The sequence below is a fragment of the Chryseobacterium sp. MEBOG07 genome (assembly GCF_021869745.1).
Classification (GTDB): domain Bacteria; phylum Bacteroidota; class Bacteroidia; order Flavobacteriales; family Weeksellaceae; genus Chryseobacterium; species Chryseobacterium viscerum.
Genome location: NZ_CP084579.1, coordinates 665,640 through 690,341, shown reverse-complemented (window position 1 = coordinate 690,341; position 24,702 = coordinate 665,640). Strand labels below are relative to the sequence as shown.

General features: G+C 36.9%; 23 protein-coding genes. 10 read left to right on the top strand and 13 right to left on the bottom strand.

All coding sequences use genetic code 11. The features are described from left to right. The first annotated feature begins 4 nt into the window (after nt 1-4). The 9 genes from LF886_RS03205 (at nt 5) to LF886_RS03165 (ending at nt 6,525) form a co-directional block, all read left to right on the top strand. Nucleotides 5-1,204 carry a beta-ketoacyl-[acyl-carrier-protein] synthase family protein gene (locus tag LF886_RS03205; RefSeq protein ID WP_236852696.1) on the top strand — a complete coding sequence of 400 codons (1,200 nt, stop codon included), beginning with the start codon at nt 5-7 and terminating at the stop codon, nt 1,202-1,204. Continuing rightward, entirely contained in the window at nt 1,201-1,788 is a 588-nt protein-coding gene (locus LF886_RS03200) for a beta-ketoacyl synthase N-terminal-like domain-containing protein (RefSeq protein ID WP_236852695.1), read from the top strand. The genes LF886_RS03205 and LF886_RS03200 overlap by 4 nt, the downstream gene beginning before the upstream one ends. Then, nucleotides 1,785-2,261 (top strand): hypothetical protein, encoded by a 477-nt coding sequence (locus LF886_RS03195; RefSeq protein ID WP_236852694.1) that lies wholly within the window; start codon nt 1,785-1,787, stop codon nt 2,259-2,261. Before LF886_RS03200 ends, LF886_RS03195 begins: the two co-directional genes overlap by 4 nt. A 172-nt stretch (nt 2,262-2,433) precedes the next feature. Then, nucleotides 2,434-3,189: a polysaccharide deacetylase family protein gene (locus tag LF886_RS03190; RefSeq protein WP_236852693.1), complete on the top strand. Its 756-nt coding sequence runs from the start codon at nt 2,434-2,436 to the stop codon at nt 3,187-3,189. Further along, nucleotides 3,182-3,808 carry a LolA family protein gene (locus LF886_RS03185; protein ID WP_236852692.1) on the top strand — a complete coding sequence of 209 codons (627 nt, stop codon included), beginning with the start codon at nt 3,182-3,184 and terminating at the stop codon, nt 3,806-3,808. The genes LF886_RS03190 and LF886_RS03185 overlap by 8 nt, the downstream gene beginning before the upstream one ends. After that, entirely contained in the window at nt 3,774-4,409 is a 636-nt protein-coding gene (locus LF886_RS03180; RefSeq protein ID WP_236852691.1) for a hypothetical protein, read from the top strand. The genes LF886_RS03185 and LF886_RS03180 overlap by 35 nt, the downstream gene beginning before the upstream one ends. An 85-nt stretch (nt 4,410-4,494) precedes the next feature. Next, nucleotides 4,495-4,875: a 3-hydroxyacyl-ACP dehydratase gene (locus LF886_RS03175; protein WP_152290502.1), complete on the top strand. Its 381-nt coding sequence runs from the start codon at nt 4,495-4,497 to the stop codon at nt 4,873-4,875. Continuing rightward, entirely contained in the window at nt 4,872-5,348 is a 477-nt protein-coding gene (locus tag LF886_RS03170) for a hypothetical protein (protein ID WP_236852690.1), read from the top strand. Before LF886_RS03175 ends, LF886_RS03170 begins: the two co-directional genes overlap by 4 nt. A gap of 4 nt (nt 5,349-5,352) precedes the next feature. Continuing rightward, nucleotides 5,353-6,525, top strand: coding sequence for a DUF2062 domain-containing protein (locus tag LF886_RS03165; RefSeq protein WP_236852689.1), 1,173 nt, complete (start codon nt 5,353-5,355; stop codon nt 6,523-6,525). Nucleotides 6,526-6,576: 51 nt separating this feature from the next. Here the strand turns inward: LF886_RS03165 and LF886_RS03160 are convergent, their stop codons facing one another. The 10 genes from LF886_RS03160 to hutH form a co-directional block, all read right to left on the bottom strand. Continuing rightward, the gene (locus tag LF886_RS03160; protein WP_236852688.1) at nt 6,577-9,213 is read right to left on the bottom strand and encodes a T9SS-dependent M36 family metallopeptidase; all 2,637 of its coding nucleotides are present in this window, start codon (nt 9,211-9,213) and stop codon (nt 6,577-6,579) included. A gap of 157 nt (nt 9,214-9,370) precedes the next feature. Continuing rightward, nucleotides 9,371-10,624, bottom strand: coding sequence for a DUF3887 domain-containing protein (locus tag LF886_RS03155; protein ID WP_236852687.1), 1,254 nt, complete (start codon nt 10,622-10,624; stop codon nt 9,371-9,373). A gap of 6 nt (nt 10,625-10,630) precedes the next feature. Next, nucleotides 10,631-10,996, bottom strand: a complete 366-nt coding sequence (locus LF886_RS03150) for a hypothetical protein (RefSeq protein ID WP_236852686.1) — start codon at nt 10,994-10,996, stop codon at nt 10,631-10,633. Further along, a complete protein-coding gene (locus LF886_RS03145) occupies nt 10,993-12,681 on the bottom strand; it encodes a C45 family autoproteolytic acyltransferase/hydolase (protein WP_410685376.1) in 1,689 nt (562 codons plus the stop codon). Before LF886_RS03145 ends, LF886_RS03150 begins: the two co-directional genes overlap by 4 nt. Before the next feature lie 2 nt (nt 12,682-12,683). Continuing rightward, nucleotides 12,684-14,210, bottom strand: a complete 1,527-nt coding sequence (locus LF886_RS03140) for a phytoene desaturase family protein (RefSeq protein ID WP_236852685.1) — start codon at nt 14,208-14,210, stop codon at nt 12,684-12,686. A gap of 175 nt (nt 14,211-14,385) precedes the next feature. Continuing rightward, complete coding sequence (locus tag LF886_RS03135; RefSeq protein ID WP_103232885.1) at nt 14,386-15,270, bottom strand: lipid A biosynthesis acyltransferase; 885 nt, start codon at nt 15,268-15,270, stop codon at nt 14,386-14,388. A 121-nt stretch (nt 15,271-15,391) separates the two neighbouring features. Beyond that, nucleotides 15,392-15,646 carry an acyl carrier protein gene (locus LF886_RS03130; protein ID WP_236852684.1) on the bottom strand — a complete coding sequence of 85 codons (255 nt, stop codon included), beginning with the start codon at nt 15,644-15,646 and terminating at the stop codon, nt 15,392-15,394. A 4-nt stretch (nt 15,647-15,650) separates the two neighbouring features. Further along, on the bottom strand, nt 15,651-16,871 hold the full coding sequence (locus LF886_RS03125) for a beta-ketoacyl-[acyl-carrier-protein] synthase family protein (protein WP_236852683.1): 1,221 nt from the start codon (nt 16,869-16,871) through the stop codon (nt 15,651-15,653). A gap of 1 nt (nt 16,872) precedes the next feature. After that, complete coding sequence (gene fabG, locus LF886_RS03120) at nt 16,873-17,604, bottom strand: 3-oxoacyl-ACP reductase FabG (protein ID WP_236852682.1); 732 nt, start codon at nt 17,602-17,604, stop codon at nt 16,873-16,875. An 81-nt stretch (nt 17,605-17,685) separates the two neighbouring features. Then, nucleotides 17,686-19,206, bottom strand: coding sequence for a histidine ammonia-lyase (hutH, locus tag LF886_RS03115; RefSeq protein WP_236852681.1), 1,521 nt, complete (start codon nt 19,204-19,206; stop codon nt 17,686-17,688). Between the two features lie 98 nt (nt 19,207-19,304). Between hutH and LF886_RS03110 the strand changes: the two genes are divergently transcribed. Beyond that, nucleotides 19,305-20,561 carry an NAD(P)/FAD-dependent oxidoreductase gene (locus tag LF886_RS03110; RefSeq protein WP_236852680.1) on the top strand — a complete coding sequence of 419 codons (1,257 nt, stop codon included), beginning with the start codon at nt 19,305-19,307 and terminating at the stop codon, nt 20,559-20,561. A 33-nt stretch (nt 20,562-20,594) separates the two neighbouring features. On the opposite strand, the gene LF886_RS03105 is transcribed toward LF886_RS03110, so the two are convergent. The 3 genes from LF886_RS03105 to LF886_RS03095 all read right to left on the bottom strand — a co-directional run bounded on the left by LF886_RS03105 (nt 20,595) and on the right by LF886_RS03095 (nt 24,324). Next, the gene (locus LF886_RS03105; protein WP_236852679.1) at nt 20,595-21,200 is read right to left on the bottom strand and encodes a hypothetical protein; all 606 of its coding nucleotides are present in this window, start codon (nt 21,198-21,200) and stop codon (nt 20,595-20,597) included. A 75-nt stretch (nt 21,201-21,275) separates the two neighbouring features. Then, the gene (locus LF886_RS03100; protein WP_236852678.1) at nt 21,276-22,568 is read right to left on the bottom strand and encodes a phenylacetate--CoA ligase family protein; all 1,293 of its coding nucleotides are present in this window, start codon (nt 22,566-22,568) and stop codon (nt 21,276-21,278) included. A 67-nt stretch (nt 22,569-22,635) separates the two neighbouring features. Further along, complete coding sequence (locus tag LF886_RS03095; protein WP_236852677.1) at nt 22,636-24,324, bottom strand: M23 family metallopeptidase; 1,689 nt, start codon at nt 24,322-24,324, stop codon at nt 22,636-22,638. Nucleotides 24,325-24,702 lie beyond the last annotated feature (378 nt).

Genomic DNA, 24,702 nt, shown 5'->3' with positions numbered 1-24,702 from the left:
TACAATGAGTCAAAAAATTGCCATAACGGGAATGGGCATCATTTCCTCCATCGGAAACAATGTGGAGGAAAATTTTATTTCATTACAATCCGGAAAACATGGAATTTCAGACATCAAAATGTTTGAAACCCGTCACGCCGGAATCATTAAAACGGGTGAAATAAAATTATCCAACGAAGAACTTGTACAGAAACTTCAGCTTGATGAAGACAACAACGTAACAAGAACGTCTCTATTGGGAATGATTGCTGCGAAAGAAGCTTTAGAAAGTGCCGGAATTTCAGATATCAATGGTTACAGAACCGGGCTGATCTCTTCTACCAGTGTAGGCGGGATGGATATCACTGAAAAATACTTCTATTCTTACGAAGATTTCCCTGAAAAGCAAAAGTATATTGACGCTCACGATGCCGGAAGTTCCTCATTGGCAATTGCTGATTATTTGGGATTAAAAGGCATGGTTTCCACCATCAGCACAGCCTGCTCATCGGCAGCTAATGCTATTATGATGGGGGCCAAACTGATCAAAAACGGAGTTTTAGACCGTGTCATTGTTGGGGGAACAGATTCTCTTTCAAAGTTTACTTTGAATGGATTCAATACCCTGATGATTCTTACGGATTCTTACAATACTCCTTTTGACAACAACAGAAAAGGACTGAACCTTGGGGAAGCAGCCGCTTTCTTAGTTCTTGAGTCCGAAGAAGTAGTCAAAAAAGAAAATAAAAAGGTTCTGGCTTATCTTTCCGGGTACGGAAATGCTAATGATGCACACCATCAGACCGCTTCTTCTGAAAACGGACAGGGAGCATTTTTAGCAATGCAGCAAGCTCTGAAAATCTCTGGATTAACTAAAGAAAACATAGATTATATCAACGTTCACGGAACGGCTACCCCCAATAATGATTTATCAGAGGGAATTGCTATGATCAGAATCTTTGGCGAAAATCAGGTCCCTGAATTCAGCTCTACAAAAGCATTTACAGGACACACTTTGGCCGCTGCGGCCGGAATTGAAGCCGTATTTTCAATTTTAGCCATGCAGAACAGCATTATTTTCCCGAACCTGAATTTCAAAACAAAAATGGAAGAGTTTGATCTTACTCCTGTTACCGAATTGAAAGAGAAAAGCATTAATCATGTTCTTTCCAATTCATTTGGGTTTGGAGGAAACTGTTCCACCTTAATTTTCTCAAAATCATGAGTGCAGTATACATCAACAGTGCATCCTGTATCTCTGTTCAGGACACTTTAAACAAAAATATCCTTCAGAATCTTATACCGAAAAATTCTTCAAACATCATCAAAGCAATAGAACCTCATTACAAAGAGTTCATTCCGCCTGCCATGATCAGAAGAATGTCCAAAACGGTAAAAATGAGTTCTGTAGCATCAAAAAATGCTTTAAAAGAAGCAGGTATTGAACAACCGGATGCCATTATTGTAGGGACCGGAATGGGCTGCTCTCAGGATTCTGAAAAATTCCTGAAAAATGTAATCGATAATCATGAAGAGTTCCTTACTCCAACCTTCTTTATCCAGTCTACCCACAACACGGTAGCGGGACAGATTGCTCTTGCATTGCAATGCCATGCTTATAACTTCACGTATGTGAATACCTCTTCTTCTCTGGAGTTTTCATTATTGGATGCTCAGCTTCAGATCAACGACGGAGATGCAGAAAATGTTCTTGTAGGCTCTACAGATGAACAGACTGACAGAACAATGGAACTTTATTGTTTAAATAATATCATAAAAAAGAAGAAGATCTTCCTGCCGATTATTTGAATTCATCTACTGATGGAGTGATCTGGGGTGAAGGTGCCAGCTTTTTTGTTGTAGGAAAGGATAAGACTAAACATTCTTATGCAAAACTTAAAAACATTCAGATCAGTAACAAAGTTGAATTGAGTGAAGTTCAGGATTTTATCCAAAATTTCTTAGCTCAAAACAATCTTTCCCATCATGATATTGATGCTGTTATTCTAGGATTCAGCGGAGATGCAGATTCTGATGTTTATTATACGAAAGCTGCAGATATGTTCACAGCTTCATCGCAGTTATATTATAAACATTTGAGTGGAGAATTCAATACATCCAGTGGTTTTTCCACCTTTATAGCCTGTCATATTCTTAAGGAACAGCAAATTCCGGAAGTGATGATGATCAATGAAGAGAAAAAGGAAAGTGTGAAGTATATACTTCTTTACAATCATCTGGCGGGTAGTGATCACAGTCTGGTATTATTGGAAAGGGCTTAATTGGCAAAAAGTCAATAGCGTTTACCCTACAAGTAAAGCAGTATTGTTGTCATTCTGACGAAGAAAGAATCTCTACTTTTACATGATAGATTCTTCATTTAGCTTCGTTATCTTCAGAATGACAAAAATGAGTATACATCCAGAAAGTTTAACAATATAAAAGTAATCAGCAATGAAACATTATCCCTTCATCCTGTTCTATCTTTTCTGCAACGTTTTTATTTATGCGTTTCATGGAAGTTTTTGGGTATATCTGTTTTGTTTTTTTGCTTTTTCTGCAGTAGTAGTCTGGGGTTCATTTGATATTGAACTGGGATATTTTGTCAACAGCATTACCCATAAACGCACCAGAATCAAAGAAGTAGCTCTTACTTTTGACGACGGCCCTACTGAGTTTACTCCAAAATTTTTAGACTTACTTAAAGAACATCAGGTAAAAGCAACCTTTTTCTGTATCGGGAAACAGATTGAAAAATATCCTGAAACCTTTCAGAGAATCATTGCAGAAGGTCATACTATCGGAAATCATACGTTATCACATTCCAATTCTACTGGTTTTTTATCGACTTCAAAAATGATTGAGGAGATTGAAAAGTGTGATGAAATCATGAAAAATACGGGAAATATAAAAACCCATCTTTACAGACCTCCTTTTGGGGTAACGAATCCCAATATTGCCAAAGCGATCAAAAGGACTCATAAAGAAAGCATCGGATGGAATGTCCGGTCTTTAGACACCATCATTGATGATGAAAAGAAAATCTACAGCAGAGTTACCAAAGATTTGAAAAAAGGGAGTATTATTCTCCTTCATGATACGTCGGAAAAGACCTATCGCGTTCTGGTAGATTTATTAGTATTTTTGAAGGATAAAAAATATTCAACCTTTACTGTTGATACAGTTATAAATTCAAAGAAAAATGATTAAAAATATAGCTCTCGGAGCATTCTTACTGATCTCAGGATTCTTTTTTGCCCAAAATACGTCCATGTCAGGAGCTGAGGCCAAAGCATTTGTATCGAAGGTTTCTGCTGATACGAAGGAGATCAAAACTTTACAAAGTGATTTTACCCAGACCAAAAAGATGGACTTTCTGGATAAAAGCATTGTTACCTATGGAAGGATGTCATTGCAGACTCCTAATATGCTGAGCTGGAAGTATACCAAGCCTTATCAGTACAGTATTGTTTTTAAAAGCAATAAAATCTTCATCAATGATCAGGGGAAAAAGTCTTCTGTAGATGCCAAGAGCAAAACATTTGAAAAAATCAATAAGCTGATTGTAGGAAGTTCAAATGGAACGATGTTCAATGATCCTGAATTTACGGTAACGTATTTTAAGAACGGAAATTACAATGTCGCGAAGTTTATTCCTAAAACTTCTCAGCTATTGAAATATATCAAACAGATCGAACTGTATTTCCCAAAGAATCAGTCGACGGTTTCCCAGGTTAATATGACCGAGGCATCCGGAGATACTACTAATATTGTTTTCAAAAATACCAAGATCAATGCTTCAATTCCTGCGTCAGAGTTTACTTTATAGCCTTATCCTGATTCTGGCTGTTTCCTGTAAAAGCTATCAGCTGACTGGTGTCAAGCCGGTTTCTGCCTCTGAAAAAATGGTAGAAAATTTATATTTCTCTACCGGCGAAGATTATGTATACAAATGCCAGATGGATATTTATAAAAACCATGTGAGCGGTATTCTGATCATCAAAAAACTGAATGAAACAACACATCGTGTCGCTTTAACCTCAGATTTTGGGAATAAACTGATTGATTTTGAGGTTTCTGAGAATGACTTCAAACTGAATTATGTACTTCCTGATCTGGATAAAAAAATAGTCATCAATTTCCTGAAAAACGACTTTCAGCAGCTTCTGAAAAGAAAATATCCGGTAAGTGAAAGTTTTGAGAATGAAAATGCTAAAATTTACCTTTCAAAAATGGAGAATAAGAGCTATTATTTATTCTTCAACAAAGAAAATAATTTGCTGAAACAGATCATTTATACGAAAAATAACAAGGAGAAAATCGATTTTACTTTTGATGCAAAAAAGCATATCTTCGCGGATAGCTTACATCTACAGCACAAGGATTTTAAGATCAATATAAAACTATTTCAAATAACCGAAACGGAATAATTTCCAACAGGAAAAACTGTACAACCTACGAGTGTCATTTTCAAACCGAAGTGTATTGTACATTTAATCTTAAAAAAATAAGATCATGCAAACCATTCTTACAGACTTTTATACGTTAACATCATACGAGAAGACAGAGGACGGAAAGTTTACTGCCTACATCAACCTCAATAAAGATCATGATATTTTCAAGGGACATTTCCCAGGAAATCCGGTAACGCCCGGTGTTTGCATGATGCAGATCATCAAAGAACTTACTGAGGAATTTACAGGTTCGAAATTATTCTTAAAAACAGCATCGAATGTAAAATTCATGGCGATCATCAATCCTTTTGAGACTCCGGATTTACATCTTCAGCTGGATATTAACGAAAACGAGGAGGATGTTAAAGTAAAAAATATAACTTCTTTTGGCGAGACTATTGCATTGAAATTGTCTGTAAGCTATAAAAAAATACCGTCATGAAACTTATCTTATCATTCGTAACAGCATTTATTTTTTTCTTTCAGTCTGATCTTGAAACACTGAGAAACAGCTACGCTAAAGCCAACGAATCCAATGCCAATACAGCTGCATTCATTGAAACTGCGGAAAAACAATCCGGTTCTGATGCAGTAACTCTTGGATATAAGGCAGCGGCAAAGATTATGGAGGCAAAAATTACCAAAAGCAACAGAAAATCACTGGTAAAAACAGGGGCTACAAGTCTTGAAGGTATTATCAAAAGCAACCCAAGCAATGCTGAACTTCGTCTGATCAGATTAAGTGTTCAGGAAAATATCCCTAAAATTGTAGGATATCGCGGAAGTCTGAAAGATGACAAAGCATTCCTATTAAGTAATTACAGCAAACAGAATACCGCATTAAAAGGTTATATCAAAAGGTTTGCTATGCAGTCTAAAACTATTACAGAGGCGGAAAGAGCCACTTTAAAATAAAAGAATGTCCCTTGCTGAAGTACAAAATGCAATTTCTGAAAAGAAGATATGCGTTTTAATACCTACCTACAATAATGAAAAAACCCTGAAGAGGGTTATTGACGGTGTTCTCAACTACACCGAAAGTATTATTGTGGTCAATGATGGCTCCACTGATTCTACGCCTCAGATTCTTGCTCAGTACCCTCAGATCACAGTCATATCCTTACCGGAGAACAAAGGGAAAGGAAATGGTCTTAAAACAGGTTTTAGAAAAGCAAAGGAATCTGGGTATGATTATGCCATTACGATAGATTCAGACGGACAGCATTATCCGGATGACATTCCCGTATTTGTAGATGCTCTTCTTCAGGAAAAAGAGGAAGTTCTTCTGATCGGAAACAGAAATATGTCTCAGGATGGTATTCCTAAGAAAAGCAGTTTCGGAAACAGGTTTTCCAATTTTTGGTTCTGGTTTGAAACGGGCATCAAGCTGGAGGATACACAGTCCGGCTACAGGCTTTATCCTTTACATAAAATTCCAAAGAAATATTTTACGCCTAAGTTTGAGTTTGAAATCGAAATCATTGTAAGAACTGCATGGAGGCATGTTCCGGTAAAAAACATCCCAATCAAGGTTTTGTATGATCCGGCAGAACGTGTTTCGCATTTCAGACCTTTCAAAGATTTTACAAGGATCAGCATTCTGAATACGATTCTGGTAACGATCACTTTACTTTATATTATTCCGAGAAACTTCGTGAATAATTTCAAAAAAAAAAGCTTTAAGAAATTCATCCAGGAAGATGTCTTAGAAAGTGACGGAAGCAACCGTACAAAAGCATTTTCCATAGCGCTGGGAGTCTTTATCGGGTTTTCTCCTTTCTGGGGATTCCAGACGCTTTTAGTCATCAGCTTATCGGTCCTTTTTAAACTCAATAAAGTACTTGCGTTCGTAGCTTCCAATGTGAGCCTTCCTCCTTTTATTCCTTTTATCATTGCAGCCTCCTTATTTCTCGGAGCTCCATTTGTAGGTGGTGACAGCGATATTTTAAGCCAGGATTTAAATTTTGAACTGATCAAAAACAATCTGCTGCAATATATCATTGGCAGTTTTATTTTAAGCACTACACTTTCGGCTTTGTCTGGAGTAGCTGTCTTTTTATTTTTGAATAAAGTAAGTCCGGAAAACAATTAAAAAAGCCCGGAATAAAATTCCAGGCTCAACACAATTAGTTATTATAATTTCCTATTTAGAAACGATAATCTTTTGAGAATAATCAATTGAGTCATTGCTCACTTTTACAATATAAGCACCATTGATTAGTTTTTCTGCGCTGATGGTATTCTGTTTGTTAAGATTGATACTTTCTTTGGAGATCAGCTTTCCTGTAAAATCAAAAATAGAAACCATGGTAATTCCTGATAGGTTGGCATCAGAAGGAGTTTTTATCGTGAATTCATTTCTTACAGGGTTTGGATAAATCGATATTCCTTTAGAATTATTGACTTCTTTTACCGCTAATGCCAAACATTCTGCAGGAACTGTAAAGTCTTCCACCTGATCACTTAAATCCGGAGCGGCATTGTTAGCTCCAATATATAATCCGCTAAGTCCTCCTGAAACAGCGTTGACACCAAGTCCTCTTTTGGCGAACGTAGTCCAGATCATGCACTTGTTTTGTCCTCCTGTAGATGCCTGGTCAGCAGCCAAAATTGCATCTCTTCCCTGTACAAATGTAGGATTACATGGTTGCAGCTTGAGTGCATCCATTACTAGCTGCAACACTTTTGCACTTCCGCTGTTTGGGTCTGCTAAGACGTTGCTGTTGTATCCATACTTATCTACATATTTCCAGTTAAGATCCCATAGCATTGTTGCCCAGATAAACCCAATACTGTGAACATCCGGTACTGTAATCGCAATACCAAAAATACTGCTGTTCACCTTCATACCGTTAGTACGTCCGTAAGTATAGTCATTAACTGCAAAATCAGGTGAATATCTCGATGGTCTTATCCCTGCACCAGTTGTTGTTTCTCCTGAAGTGAAGGTCCCAATTCCTCTCGCAATGGAAGAGGTATCTCCAGGCCTTGTTGTCATCATCAATGCAAAGAAATCAGACCACCCTTCTCCCATTTGCTCATTCGATGTAGTATATGACAAGCAAGAACTGCCGGTTCCTGTAAGACGGTTAGAAATTCCGTGTCCATATTCATGGCTGATAATTCCATTGTCCAAACTTGCATCTTTATAAACGGCATCTGTTTTCAATGAAGCATTTCCTACAATACCATTGGTCAAATCATTCACTAAGAATTCACCTTCTGATTTTCCTACCATCACTGTGGGAATAGTAATAGTAGCATCCGTTCCTCCCATTCCTACTGGTGTATCACTTGCCGGATGGTATTGTATAACGCCAATGGCACCAGCATTTTGCAAATTCTTTGTTTTAACAGCAAAACCACACGTAGCTGCAGTTACTACAGCGATTTTTCCTGTAAGACTGCCCGCAGCAACTGTGGTACATGCATCTGCCGGTATTGGAAGAGCCAGGTCTCCCGTTACAGGAGGATTTCCAATAATTGACGGCCCAAAATTAGCGGTTGCGGTTGCGGGTATTCTTGCAACATAATTTGATGGTGCATTATAATATAAGTAACGTGCTCCGTTAGGTACGAAAAGAAACATCTGCATTCTTCCGCTTGTTCCGTCAACACCCGGATTAAAGTTAGCATTGTTAAGCCCGCTTCCATCTCTTGACTCAGCCAGAACAGGATCATTTCCCGTTCCACCGTTTCCAAAATTGTTTGTCTGATAATTTCTTGCAGATTCTGTAAATCCGAATTTATAAAACACATCATGCATTTTATTCGTTGTGTAGAATAAATTGGTTACTGCTGCAGAAGTATAAGTTGTCTGGGCTGCAGCTAAATCTAAAGGAAAGTCAAAGGCTCTGCCTGCACCACCATCAGGAGAGAATTGTGGTGTATCGGTAGCATTCTCATCTGTATAGGCAAATGCATTATTTCCCCTTGTTATTGTGTAATGATTTGTCCCGTCAGAATGCCAGCCTTCCGGTGAAGCCGTTAAATCCCATGGATTTGTAAGCAATGTTCTTGCGCCAAATGTAGGCGCTTCCGTAGGGAATGCAAATACGTTATAAGAAGCATTGTCAGGTGCTAAAACAAAATTTGCGGGATTCTGTAGGTTTGCAGCGGCTATATTTGCGGGTAAAGAGATTGGAATATTTTGTACAAACGATCCGGAGTGATGATCATAGGCTTCATCATGGAAACTACAAGAGAGTGTTGTATTTTCCTGATACAAAATAGTACCATCATCTGTACTAACGATAGTGTTCCATACATTACCTGTTCCTTTTTCTTCAACATAAAACTGATACCCCAATGTCAATTCTCCTCCTTTTGCAAAATAGACAGTATTAACTGGTATTGGCTGTTGTTTCCCCTCGATATTCTTTACAGAAGGCAATCCGTTCAGTTTTTGAATTGTGCTTGCTACTAAAGCCTCTTTTCCACCAGTTTCTTTTCCTTTAATGGCAGAAGGATAGTTCTTAATAAAAGAATCTGCAAAGTTTAAAACTTTACCATCTCTGATTAAAACATTGGCAGAACTTCCAAAAACCGGAATCCCATTAATTGTTTGTTGTATCCCTACAACCTCTCCATTTAAGCTATTTGAATGGTCTACATTAATAATTTTAAATGCTTTCAGTTCCGGATTAACTCTCTGAAATGATCCCTGAGCGGAATTAACGTAATTCTTAATTGTTTGTTCATATTTTTGAGCAGATACTATACCTGCACCGAAAAGGGAACAAAACAACAACAGTTTAACACTAAGTCGAATTTTTTTCATTTAGATTACTTTTAAATAATATTAATACGTGAATATTTCAGTTAGTAGGGAATAATCTAAAATGTTACACAATTGAATAATATTTATTTAAAAAAATAAATTATACCAAACGAAATGATTCATTTGATATCAATTTCGCAAAAAAAAAGAATGAAAATTATTTCAGAATAAACTGGGTAAGATCTTTTAAAAACTGTTCATCAACCTTTCCTTTTGTTTCATAATCTTTTGGAGATGGTTTTCCGGAACCAGCCATGAATAAGTGACTTAATGTTGGGTAAAATTTAAATTCAGCTGTTTTATCATTTTTCAATGTTCCTTTCCAAAGATTGAAATCTTTCTCCGTTACCTGGTAATCTCTTCCTCCCTGTGCAAAAAACATCGGAGCTTTTATTTTTTTAACCTCATTAAGTTGGTTATAATCCTTTAAATACTTCCAATACGGAGCAGATTGTCCCAAAGGAAGTTCTGATGCCGGTGAATTTAAGTTGAATTGAGATGAGTTTAAAAATGCAACCTGTTTTTTCACCTCTTCAACAGCTTCAGCAGGAACTTTAGCTGCATCTAAAGAATGAAGATATTCATACTGCTCCACCAGCAGATCCTGTAGCGGTCTTGCATTTCCAGCCATAAAAATATATTTTGAAACCTGAGCCCTTTCTGCAATTTTAGGCATCATATAAGCTCCCTGACTGTGTCCCAGGATAATGATCTGATATCCTTTATAGTCTGCGTTGTTTTTAAAATATAAAGCTGCGTTTACTGCATCATTGATAGTCTCCTCTTCTACAGTAGATTTCTCAGTGAATGTTTCAGGGTAAGAATAGGTTCTTTTATCATATCGGTAAGAAGCAATTTCGTTGTTGAGAAGATATTCTGCAATATCTTTAAACGGTTTGTTTTCGCCAATCGTTTCGTCTCTGTCATGAGCTCCGGAGCCATGAACAAAAATAACCAGTTTCTTTTTGTCATTCGAAGGAGGAACCAGCAGCGTTCCATCCAATTCAATGGCATCACTTTTTATTTTTAAGGTAGTTTTTTCGTCCGGCTTTTCCACTGTTTTGTGGGGAACTAAAAAGAAGCCCAGCATTTTATTGTTATCTCCAAAGGTAAGCTGAACATCCAGCTTGGTCTTTTCAAATTCAGTATAGTAATAGTAAATATTTCCTTCGTTGTTTACTTCAAGAATATTTTTAAAACTTCCAATCTGCCCCTGAAGTTGTTCTGTAATGGCTTTAAGCTGATCTACCGGGATCTGTCCCGCTATAGAAGGATCAAAATAAGAATGTGCTTTTTCTATGTTTTTATCGACTAATAAAGTTTTGATAAAAGTTTTTCCTATTTCTTTTCTGTCCTGAGAAAATGATAATAGAAACCATGTGGTAAGGAAAAGGGTTAAAAGTTTTTTCATAATCAATTATTTATAAACAATATCAGAAAATGCTAATGGCGTCATCATGATGGTGACAAATATCGCAATAATTACAAGGGCCAACTGTGTTATATGGTATATTTTTTCTCTTTCGTTTTCATTTATTTCGAAAGTAAATTTTATCTTATCCGGTCTTCTTATAATCAACCAGATAAATATAAGAACGGCCAGATTCATGAGTACCGGGAACACAACAAATATTTTACTTCCATAATTATCTTTCATATTTCCATAGCCGTGAATGGGTATGACGTCAGGGATGGAACTGTATACCGTACACAGATACACCGAATAGCAGATAATAATGACAAAAGGAATGCAGAACAGCAATTTTATATATTTAGGGATCATTTCAGTTTGTTTAAAGTTTTCTTCAGATATTTTTCTACATTTTTTCTGTCCGGAACGGTTGTAATTTCTTTCGTTAAAGCTTTTTCAAACTCAGTTTTTGCCTTTGAATATTCTTTTTTGTTGAAATAATATTTCCCTGATTGATAATACACCAGCCAAAAATCCGGGTTCATGGACTGGTAATAAGGGATAAGGTCATCTGTCAATAATATGTCTTTACTGTCCGCTGCCGCATTGAGTTCTTTACTCAACATTTTAGACTGCTCATATTTTTCGAATTCTTCAGAGTCTGCGAAGGGATCACGGGCAATATTCAATGTTGATTTTGAAAAGTCATCAGGCTGCAGCCCTTTGTCTGAGAAGATTTCGTTCAGATCATAACATACAAATTCTCCCAGCTGATAAGGATTTGAAGAAACCCAAACCAATTTTTTCTGAGGTGAAAATATAATGGCATGGTGCGCCAGAAGCTGATTGAGTGCTTTTTCATTGCCATAACCGATCTTTTCACCTTTCAAACCGGATCTGTCTCTTAATACAGTAGCTATCTTTTCCGGAGTCATCTTTTTCTCTTCCTTCAAAAGCTCCTGAAGTCTTTCATACCGGTATTCTGAGTGGCTTTCTTCGATATGTTTCTGATTTCTTTTATCATTTTTATAGGCATCTGACTGGAAATGGTTGGTACAAAGAACCCTGCTGGTATTCTTTACTTTATACACACCGAAATTTTCAGGTGACACTTCAATGATTACAGCATTTTTATCTGCAGCACTCCCCACCAGAATGGATTCTGATACAAAAACTTTTCTTTTCTTAGCAATCGCAATCGCTTCATCAATATTTTTAGCATACTGCAAAATCTCTCTTGTAACAAGGGAGATAGGGGTTTTTGCCGTCAAAGGAATTTTTGATTTTCCTGCGTTGATCGTTACGGTAATTCCTTCTTTATTCATTCCGGAAACCACCCCAATCATTCCCGGCCAGCTTACTGACATGTAGGGAATTCCCTCTTCCGGCTGAACAAATTCTACCAGCTTGTTTTTTGCAAAATCATCACCAACATAAAAATCAAAATTTCTTCCGATCAGCAGGTCTCCATCTTCTGTATTTTCGTTCCATACCGCAAGGGAAGTACAGCCTACCATCGCCAGATCCTGCATGGCATGCCCAATATCATGAGCCCCGTGCAGATAAAGGTTTCTTAAATATTTCGGAGCAATAAAATCGTACTGATTAGATGAGTATTGTGACAACCCATATAATTCTGCCTGGTAGTCTTCTCTTACGTTGAGGTACATTTTTCTGTTGTACCATTTTAGAAAACCTCTTAGCAGTCTCTGTTTGAATTTTGAGGGTACAAATCCTTCAACTTTTGAAAAGAAGATTCCTTCCTGTTTCTGCATTAAGCTTTGCGTCAATGCCCCATTATTATATCCCAGCTGCAAAGGATTCCCTTTGATATAAAGTTCCCAGAGCTGCTGTTTATTTTTTGTGAGGTAGTTTTGATTATAACGGAAAGTACTGTCATTCATCTTGGCTACTTTTGGAATTTCCAGTGAATACTGTTTTATCTCAGGAATATGATGGAGTGACTTTGAGATCCCACAGGAAGCCAGAAAAAAGCAAAAAGTGAAATAAAGAAGAGCCCTTTTATAAGATGGATAAATAGTATTAGTCTTTTTCACTTTTAGTTTTTATTAATCATTTGTGTCAACCGCATGTCGATCGTTTCCTTTCCCAAAATCTCAGCGCAGGTATTAAAAGCACCGATGGTAACTCCCAAAATCCCATGCATATTGACCGATTGCCCTGTCAGAAAAAGATTATCTATTTTGGTACGGGGAGAAACCATTGTTTTAAGAGGATTCTCCGAACTTTTCATGTATCCGTACATATTCCCTTCATAATTTCCGATATAGTCCCTGTAAGACAATGGAGAAGAAGTATAAATGGTTTTGATAGCATGCCTTACATTAGGAATTTTCTTTTCCAGGGCATCCAGCATTTTCTCGATTTTCTCAAGCTTAAATTTTTCATAAGCTTCCCCTCTTTCATCTTCATATGCTACCGTATTGAATGTATTCTCCCATTCTTTAACCTCATCAAAATCCATATAGGAAATGGCTGTAAGGCTTTCTGCAAATTCAGGATGATGCTTTGAAGGGGTGGATGAAAGCATAAAAGTTTCCGGCCATGCTTCTTTCCGGTAACGGAATGCATTCCAAACCTGCTCTTCTGATGAATAGTGATATTTGTTGTAATTAAAGTTCGGCAGGCTTTGAGGTTTTAAAACCAGATAAATACTAAAGCATGATGAAACCGGCTTCCAGCTTAAAACTCTGTTCAGAAAAGATTTCTTAAGCTTTTCCTCTCCTACCAGCTTAATGGTGGAACGAATCTCTATATTTGAAATAAACTGTTTTGCAGCATACTCTCTTCCTTCTTTCGTTTTTACAGATGACAAGACATTATTTTCATTAAAAATAAATTCAGAAACTTCTGAACGCTTGTGGACCTCTGCTCCATATTCCCGAAGTTTCCGGATAAGAAGTTTAGAGATCTGGCTTCCTCCGTTCACGCATTTGTAAGCACTTTGAATATAAGAATTTACCGTTAAAGCATGTACATAAAAAGGCACATTTTCAGAATCTCCGGCATATAAAAAGTTGGACCCTAGTAAAACAGCCTGAAGCTTTTTATTTTGGGTAACAGATTCTATAAATCTTTTGGTATTGAGATGCAGGATTTCCTCGTTGTAATTGTCTTTTCCCACTACATGATATCTTGGAAACTGGCTGCAGACATATTGAATCTCTTCGCAGTAGTTTTCAAGGTTTCCTTTTTCTTCCGGAAAATATTTAGAAAGCTGTTCAACGAAATTCTGGTAGCCCTGCGCGTGTGGATATTCTATTTCATCATCTCCAAAACTGATCCTGTCATATCCATCTTCATCCATCAGCTGAAGCTCAAGATCATCCATAATTTCCAGATAGGAAAAGAATTGGTTCAGGTTCTGCCCTTTCGTGAGACCACCCAAATAATGCACTCCTGTATCAAAAATCAGTTTTTCCCGTGAAAAAGTCTGCAGATTTCCTCCGTATTGGTTATTCTTCTCCAGAACGCATACTTTCAGGCCTTCTTTCGCCAAAACAAGAGCTGAAACAAGACCTCCCAATCCGCTTCCGATTACAAGTATGTCGTATTCTTTCTTCAAAAGAGAATGTGCTTTTAATAATTAAGAAACAGGGAATTTAAGATAATTAAAGCTTACTTTGGTACAGTAAGCAAAGAAATTCTATTTCGATACTGTTATTTGACAATCTTAAATCTCGGTAAATCTTAATGGTTGTTAGTTTTTTTGTTAGTTTTAAGGGATAAAAATAGAAAAATTAATCAACATCGTCCCAAAAATCGAAATAATTAAACCACTGAAGCGGATATTTTTTGACCATTGTTTCAAGATTCTGGACATAAGATTGTAAAAGTCCTTGTGAATCACGGTTTTTGATATTCTGGGCTACTCTTGCATACAGATGATAATGAAGATTATTCTCCTTCATCACATATACATAGACAACGGGAACTCCCAGTCTTGAGGCGATCAAAAACGGACCCGCCGGAAATTTTGCACTTTTTCCTAAGAGTTCTGCTTCCAGATATTTGGATCCTTCAAAATAGCGGTCTCCGGTAAAGCAGATCAATTCATTGTCTGACAAAGCTTTGTTGATCTCGAAGATATGGGACATGTCTTCTTTTACATAAATGAATTTGATATTACTCTCTTTTACAGCAACGCTTTCCAGATACTCCTTAATCACGGTCACTTCCTGATCTGTAGTCACCAGATTGATCTGGCAGTCGAAGTCGATATCGGCAAAAAAATGCTCTGCAATTTCAAAATTACCGATATGAGCGCTAATCAGGACTCCTCCTTTTTTAGCGGCTAAAAGATTTCTGAGGTTTTCAATCCCATCAAATTCATAGGTGTATTTCCCTCTGAGCCCGGCAGAAATAGCAGTTTTATCAATCAGAACTTTTCCGAACGTAAAATAGCTTTTAAATATAGATACTTTGGATTTCCAGTATCCGTAGTTCAGTCTTTTTTGGAAATAATAAAGAATATACTGGTTACTTTTCTTCTGAAACAGCGAGTAATAAGCTGCCACAAAGTAAAGCACACCATATGAACTTCTGATTCCGATATTTCTAATACACCAGACGAATATTCTGTATCCGAGTACTGTTCCTTTAGATTTACCTTTCCACTTGTTCATAGATAGAATTTAATATAACAGAAAACCAATGTAATAATACCTTTTTTAAAAGTGATCGTTACCGAAACACTGTGATATTATTACATTGGCACATTTTATAGAATAAAGATTTACTCAATAACTAAGCGTTTTTTTCAGCAATCTTATGTTCAATCGTTGTATAGAAATCGTCAAATGTTATCATTTTCTTGAAATCTGCTTCTCCTAATTTCACTCCGAAATTGGATTCGATCACGACTACCATGTCGATATAATCCAGGCTGTCTAGGCCCAGTGTATTTTTAAGGTTGGCATCGTTACTGATTTCGTCTCCGTCTACCTCGAATTCATTTATCAGAAAATCATTAACAATGGCAACAATTTTTTCCCTTTCCATGTTTTTAATCAAATTTTTTAACTATTAGTGCAGAATTGGTTCCCCCAAACCCAAAAGAATTCGACAAAAATACATCAATTTTTTGATTTTTTGTTTTTGCGACCAAATTTATCCTTTGTGCTTCATTATCAGGGTTTTCCAGATTAATATTTGGAGCAACGAAATCGTTCTGCATCATCAAAATTGAGTAGATAACTTCACTTGCGCCTGCCATCCAGCACTCGTGTCCGGTCATAGATTTGGTAGAACTTACAGGAACTTCACTGCCGAAAATCTCATAAATTGCTTTTGCTTCATTGGCATCCCCAATCGGAGTAGAAGTCGCATGAGCATTGATATAATCAATATCTGAAGCTTTTAATCCTGACTGTTTTAAAGCTCTTCCCATCGCAAGAGCCGGTCCATCCACATTCGGAGTTGAAATATGTCCTCCGTTTGAAGAGAAACCATATCCGATAATTTCAGCAATAATAGGCGCTCCTCTTTTTTGGGCAGATTCTAAGCTTTCCACGATCAAAGTAGCGGCACCTCCACTTGGAATTAATCCGTCTCTTTCTGCATCGAAAGGTCTGGATGCTTTTGTAGGTTCATCTTCTCTTGCTGAGAAAACGCCCAATCCGTCAAAGCTCGCCATAGAATATTTGTTGGTTTCCTGAGCTCCTCCACAAATAATCATATCCTGAAAACCATTCTTGATCATCACATAAGCCAGTCCCAATGAGTGTGAGCCGCTTGCGCATGCTGCACTTATGGTAAGGTTGATCCCTTTCAGCTTAAAGATTGTGGAAAGGTTCATGGTTACTGTAGAGTTCATTGATTTGAAGATCGCTCCCGACCCCATCAATGTTGTATCTTTCTTTTCTCTTGCAATATCGATAGATTCTACGACTGCCTGAGAAACACTGTCATTTCCATATAAGATTCCCACTTCATGAGAATCTAAGAACTCTTCATCCAGATTTGCCTGCTTCAGTGCATCTATGGTAGCAAGATAAGCATATTCGCTTTCTTCACCCATACTGATACGTTGGCGTCTATTTAAGAGATTTTTCAGATCCGGTTTCGGAACAACGCCTGTAAGACCTGATCTGAAGCCAAATTCTTTTCTGTCCTGATCTAAAACAATACCGGATTTTCCTTGATATAGGGATTCCCTGACCTCTTCTAAAGACGTCCCGATGCAGGAATAAATTCCCATTCCGGTAATTACAACCCTATTTTCCATATTATGAATAAATTCCTCCGTTAATATTAATCACTTCTCCTGTAATGTAGGAAGATTTTTTAGATGCTAAAAATGCGACAAGATCAGCCACTTCTTCTGCTTCCCCGAATCTGTTGGCAGGAATCATTGCTTTTAATTCTTCTTCATTGAATTCCTGGGTCATATCAGTTCTGATGAAACCTGGAGCTACTGCATTTACAGTGACATTTCTTTTGGCAACTTCCTGAGCAAGAGCCTTTGTAGCTCCTATCAAAGCTCCTTTTGCAGCAGAATAATTCGTCTGACCAGCTGTTCCTTTTACTCCGGATACAGAAACCATATTGATGATTCGTCCGTATTTGTTACGAAGCAGCTTTTGGATAAAGAAATTGGTTACATTGAAAAATCCATCCAGACTTGTATTGATCACACTATTCCAGTCTTCTTTCTGCATCCACATAAAAAGACCATCCCTCGTGATTCCGGCATTATTGACAATAACTTCTACCAATGCATCAGGGTTTCTCTCCTGCCAATCCGTTAAAACAGATTGTGTCTCTTCGGTATTTCCTACATCAAATTTAAGAATTTCTCCTGTAGCACCCAATTCTTTCACTTTAGCCAATGTTTCTTTTGCTGCCGTTTCATTTGAAGCGTAGTTGATGAGGATGTGATAGTTTTTCTCTTCAGCCAGTTTTATACAGATTGCCCTCCCGATTCCTCTGGAGCCACCTGTTACAATTGCACATTTCATGCGTTAGTGTTTATATCGTTTTTAGTTTTTTTAAGTTGAGTATCATGTCTTTCTTTAAAGACAATTCATAACCGTGAATAGTTACATTCCTTTCAGATATTTCTTTACTTCCTCCAGATACGGATACATGACCATATCATCTGAGAAAGCAGGAATTATTTTTCTGATGTCATCATACAATTCTTTTGTAGAGGATGAAACTTTATCCTGGAACCCAAGATATTCAACAGCCTGAATAATTGTAATGGCTTCAATGGCCAATACTTCAAAAGCATTTTCAATGACTTTTCTGCAGATCACCGCAGCATTGGTTCCCATGCTAACGATATCCTGGTTATCATTATTGTTTGGAATACTGTGAACATACATAGAATTCGACAGCATTTGGCTTTCTGCGGTAGTAGAAGTCGCCGTAAACTGCACGCCCTGCATCCCGAAATTGAAACCTAATTTACCTAAATTTACAAAAGGAGGTAAAATTTCATTGATTTTAGCATTCAGAAGATAGTTCAACTGTCTTTCTGCAAGCATCGTCAATTTGGTTACAACAATTTTAAGTTTGTCCATTTCCAGAGAGATATAGTCTCCGTGGAAGTTTCCTCCGTGATAAACGTGTTGATCTTCAACATTGATAATCGGGTTATCATTGGCGGAATTGATCTCATTTTCAAGAACTTTCTCTGTATATTCCAAAGTATCCAATACCGGACCTAAAATCTGAGGAACACATCTCAATGAATAATATTCCTGAACTTTTTCCTTGAATACTTTTTCCTGTTCTTCAAAATGGGTATAAAGGTGATCTTCTCTTTTTCTGATCAGTTTACTGTCTGCCAGATGGGCACGCATTCTTTCTGCCACTTTCTGCTGACCGTAATGTTTTTTCGTTCCATTAAGAGCTTCTGATAAATGGTCATCATAAGCCTGTACAATTTCATTGATGGCACAAGAAAGTCTAAGAGAGATATCTGTAAGCTGATTGGCTTTATAGGCATTCACAATACCGATTCCTGACATCACGGAAGTTCCGTTCATCAAAGCAAGACCTTCACGGATCTCAACCTTTATCGGTTCTAAGCCTTCAATTTCAAAAACTTCTTTTGTAGATTTTCTTTCTCCTTTATAAAAGACTTCTCCTTCTCCTATCAGCACCAAAGCAAGGTGAGCCAACTGAACAAGGTCGCCGCTTGCTCCTACTCCTCCATGTTCAAATATCAATGGGGTAATATCTCTGTTGATAAGCTCCTGAAGAAGATAAACAACAGACTGGTGTACTCCTGAATTTCCTAATGATAAGGTATTCAGTCTTGCCAGCATACATGCTTTCACTTCGTCTGCGGGTAAAGGATTTCCTATTCCTGAAGAATGGCTTCGTATCAGGTTATATTGTAGCTGGTGGGTATCTTCGTCACTGATTTTAAACTGAGCCATAGGCCCAAAACCGGTGTTTACACCATATATTACTTTATTTTTCGAAAATTCCTTTAAAAACTGAAAACTCTTATCCACTCTTGATAAAAGTGATTCATCCAGTTCTATTTTTTCATTCTCAATGATAATTTTTTGAAAGTCTTTCAGTTCTAAAAAGTTATTTATTTTCATCAATTAAAAGTAATAGTTGATAATTTTGTAAAATATTAATTATTTGTCACTAATTTTGCGGCAAAGATAAAAGTTATTATTAAAATAAAAAATCAAAGATGAGCAAAGAATTTGTTGACGTTCTTGTAATCGGAGCTGGACCTTCCGGATGCGTCTCTTCTTCTTACCTGAAGAACAATAACGTCAGCGTAAAAGTGGTCGAAAAGACACAATTCCCAAGATTGGTAGTCGGAGAAAGCTTAATTCCAAGGGTAATGGACCACTTTGAGGAGGCCGGACTTTTCCCTGCATTAGACAAAATGGGCTTTGAAAAAAAGCTGGGAGCACGCTTCCTTCGCGGCGACGAAGTCTGCATCTTTGATTTCAGCAACAAATTTGGGGAAGGCTGGGACTGGACCTGGCAGGTTCCGAGAGCTGATTTTGATAATACTCTTGCTCAGGAGGTCATTAGCAAAGGTATTGATCTTGAATTTGAGACCGAAGTTATTGACATACAATTTGATGGGACAAATTCTGTGACTACAGTAAGAAATAAGGATGGGGAAACAAAAGAGATCCATGCTAAGTTTGTTATTGATTCCAGCGGTTACGGAAGGGTACTGCCTCGTCTTCTCGATCTTGAAAAGCCTTCAAAATTATCTCCTCACTCTGCCATTTTCTCTCATGTAAACGATATTAACAGAGAGCCGGGAGAAGAAGGTACTTTAATTTCTTTCGACATCATTGAAACAGAAGTATGGCTTTGGGTAATTCCTTTTTCCAACGGAAATACGAGTGTGGGAATTGTAGGTCCTACTGAATATATTGATAAATTATCTGAAAACGGAGATACCGCTGAAGCGTTGAAAAAAGCGATTTCTCTTTCTGATTATTATGTAAAGCGTTTTGGGGATGTAGATTTTCTTTTTGAACCCAAACATCTGAAAGATTACTCATGTTCGGTTAAAAGTTTATTCGGGGACGGATTTGCTTTAACGGGGAATGCTTCAGAATTCCTTGATCCGGTATTTTCTTCAGGAATGGCTTTTGCCACAGAATCCGGAATGCTGGCTGCAAAACTTGCGTTAAGACAGCTAAACGGAGAAAAAATCGACTGGCAAACAGAATACTCGGATTATATTTTATACGGAGTAGATGTTTTTACCACATATGTAAAAGAATGGTATACCGGAAATCTTCAGGAATTATTTTTCCATCAGCCGGAAAACCCAGACGTAAAGAAAAAGATCTGTGCTGTTTTAGCAGGCTATGTCTGGAACAAAGACAATCCTTTTGTGAAAAAGCATGATACAGTGATTAAAAATCTTGCCAACCTGATCAAATTAGAAAAACAGGAACAGCAAAATCAAGCATAAAAAAACGGTCTGAACTTTCAGACCGTTTTTATTTTATTTTACAACTGTGTTAATTTCTTTTGCTAATTTTTTCCCGGTAATTTCGTAGGCTGCACCCATTCTTCCGTATTCCCAGTTAAGATCATCATTTCCTTTATTCCCTTCTATTTTATCTGCGATTAGCTTCATTACTACATTTGAAGGATTATCTGTTTCTACAAATATCAGATTTGCAGTTAATTTTGCTGGCTGAGTTCCCATAAATCCACCATACCAGCCTGCATATAGCCATTTTGTATCAATAATTAAAGTATATTTCGTTTTTACATCACTTCTGAAGTATACCTTTTTTGATTTTCCGTTGATTCCTTTAATAAAGAAATCCAGAAATTCTGATGCTTTATATTTTTCCCATTGAGTATTCCAGCTATCCCAGGTATTCTGACCTTTTTTAGCAGTGATGTCTGCTTTTCTGTTTTCGAGATACTGAGCTTCTGTAAGATTCTTTTCGTGAAAGGCTACATTGTCAAATACAAACTTAACATTCACTTCTTTCTGATCTTTTAAAAAGTCAAAATTTCCCTGTTCAAAGTTGATTTTATCTTGTGCAAATGTTGTTGTTGCAATTACTGCGAAAAGCAGCAATAATAATTTTTTCATAGTGTATTAGTTTTACTATTTAAGTGGCCAAAGATATTTAAAAAGGACGTTTTTACATATCTTTTATATTTAATTTTATCTTAAATCAATAAAAGTAATGGGTTTTCTGCTGTTTGGATTAAAAACAGTTTTAGACAAGATATCAAAATCAATGATTTCAATTTTAGGGCTTACCCTTAATTTTGCTCTGAAGTGATCTCTGACCTCACTTACAAAACTATCGTGTTCTTCGTTTGTACTCAGTTTAATAATAATTTCGTCAAGTCCAATTTCATTAGCCTGAATGACAATCTGATAGCACAGAATAGTGTTGAAATCATTCAAAATATCATTCATGGCAGGCGGATACAAGGTTGTCCCTTTGTATTTGATCATCTGCTGTTTCCTTCCTACTACAGGACCTAACCTCATCGTATTTCTTCCACACGCGCACGGCTCATAGTGGGCTTTTACAATATCTCCGGTTTTAAATCTTAACAGAGGAATCGCTTCCACTCCTAAAGTAGTAATCGTCAGTTCACCGCTTTCTCCTTCTTTCACCGGATTGCCGTTATCATCCAGAATTTCCGTAATGATTAATTCCGGGTGATGGTGTCCTCCGATCTGAAATTCACATTCTGTAAAAGCGGTACTCATTTCCGTAGAAGCATAGGTTGAAAATAGCTTTATACTCCACTTTTCTTTGATCTTCTGCGAAAGAATATTATCTGTAAAATCCTGGTTTTTGATACTTTCCCCAATGCATACTGCCCCATAAACACTTGAATTTTTATAATCCAATCCATGTTTTTCAGCATAATCAATCATTTTCAGCAGAAAAGAAGGAACGGTAATCAAGTATTTAGGTTTGTATCTGAAAATAGAATCCCATTGCAGCTCAGGAATTCCGGGACCCATTCTCACCACACTTGCCCCCATTTTTCTTAAGCCTAAAAAATAAGCAAGACCCGCCATAAACCGCTTGTCTATGGTGGTAATCATCTGAACAACGTCTCCTTTCTGAATTCCCGCACAGGCAAAAGAGATCGCTTCATTGTAAGCAAGTCTTTCAAGGTCACCGTCAGAAAGCCCGAAAGTAACCGGATCTCCTAAGGTTCCGGAAGTGGTACTGTAATCAACAATTTTATCCGGTGTTATGCAGAAAAAATCATGATTATACTGCTGGAGATCATTCTTTGTGGTGGTAGGGATCTTCTGAAGATCTTCCAACGTACGAATGTCAGCAATATTGATAGTATTTTCTTTGAACAGTTTCTGATAAAAGGGTGAATGATTTTCAAGATAAGCCAAAAGCTCATGAAGTTTTCCTTCCTGAAACTTTTTTATTTCCTGAATATCTGCTTTCTCGATTGACGGATGAAATTCCAATGATTTTAATTTTTAAAGAGCAAATTTATTTAATTAAAATTAAAAGATTAAAGTATTAAGGGGCTATTTATCTCTGAAACGTAAAAGTTTGCGTATTGGTATTTCCAGCGGTATTAATAGTTGTCACTTTTAAATTATGAGAGCCTGATCCTTTGGGGCATTTTTCATCAAATGTGTAAACAAAATCATCTTTTATACGAGCAAAGCGCAGCCATTTCCCATCCAGTTCGGCACGGAATGAAATAATATCTCCTATCTTCGTTGTTCCTCTTAGCCGTAAAGAACTGCTGTTGACCAAAGCCCCTTCAGCCCAGCCTGATGAAACTGATGGCAGGTTATTGTCAATCAACAATTTTGCAGTACCTAATCTATTGAATTTTCCTTCTGCCCAATCACCATTCCATTTTACCTTGACAACATTATTATCACTGCCATAATCAAGGAGAATAACAGCTTTATCTTTTTCTGTACTGGACAATTTTCGATTAGCTTTTATCTTTAAAGTATATTCATCCTGAACGGGAATGTATGGGCTATGTAAAACAATACTATTTGAAACGGCACTCAGATCAGTATCCGCTTTTTCATAGGCGTTGAAATTTACAGCATCATAAACTGCATTTTTGCTGAAATTAATTTCTGCATTTTCGGTAGCAACTGTTTTTCCTTCGTTAGGCATTACAGTTTTTCCTGTAGAAGATATTTTTTCTGAGGATCTATTGAACTGAAGTTTTGTTGTTAAACGGCTCGTGTTTCCTTTGACATCTTTCAGAATAATTTCAATAGTATGAACATTCTCATCCTGAAGATTGATAATGCCTGTTAAATTTGGAAGACTGTAATTCTGAAGCTTCATTCCCGGCAAATCAGATAAATGCTGAATTCCCATTTTATCCCTGATGAATTTCGTATAATCTATACAACCGTTGATGTATCGGGTATCATCATAGTGTATCTTATTAATTTTAAAGCTGTAAATCAGCTTGCCATCCATCAATAGTTCTGCATTATAAATGCCTAGATTAAACCCTTGATTGGCTTTATCTACTGCTTTAATGGCAAAACTTATTTCCGGAGAATTAACCTGTACAAGATTAGAAGTATAAACATTCCCCGCTTTTTTCACTGCAATTCCATTTGCTCCTGGTTCATAAGTACTGAAACGTCTGTCATACCAGTAAAGCCCGCTGATAACAGGTGCTATCGTATCGGGAATAATAAAGCCAAAAAGTAACGGGTTAAGGCATTCTTCTGTTTTTGTATCTCTTATCTCAAAATGTAGATGTGGCCCTGCCGAGCCTCCGGTATTTCCACTCAAAGCAATTTGTTGCCCTTTTTCTACAGGAAACTGCCCGGACTGAAAATTGATATCCTGTTCCCACTTTTCGTCTTTATACTGTCTTTCTTTCACATATTCATCAAGCTTGTCAAAGTATTTGTTCAAATGGGCATACACTGTGGTATACCCGTTAGGATGCGTAATGTACACGGCATTTCCAAAACCATATCGTTCCACTTTTATTCTGCTTACATAGCCTTCTGCCGCAGCAAGAACCGGTAAATTTTCCTGACTGTTGGTTCTCAGATCCAGTCCCATATGAAAGTGATTGGTTCGGACAGCTCCGAAGTTAGCTGCCAGCTGCATGGGGATGTTTAAAGGGTTTCGAAAATAATTCTGAGGATAATTATTTTGAGCTTGTATAATGCTGATGTTGATACAACAAACAAAAAGCATCACTTGATAAAAGATTTTCATACAGCATTTGGGTTTACGTCTACTTAAATATACGAATTTTTAAGTATTAGCTTTTATTTTTTCCTGCAAATTCTCACAGATGAGCCTGAATGAAATAGTGGTGACAAGTTATTTTCAAGTTTGGGCTAAAGCCAATGGATTATGATCTTATTTTTAAACAAGCTAAAGCCCGCTTCTATTGAATCAAACACCCTAAAGTTCATCTAAAAACACCAAAAAAACTTACTTATTCGCTACTCATCATTCACTTTTCAACACTTTCTTCATTTATATTTCTGAGATTGAACTTTTTAATAGAAATTACCTAAATAAAACATATATTATAAACCGACAAATTTTAGTAAATTTGCAGACTTAATTAATCAACGATATTGAGAT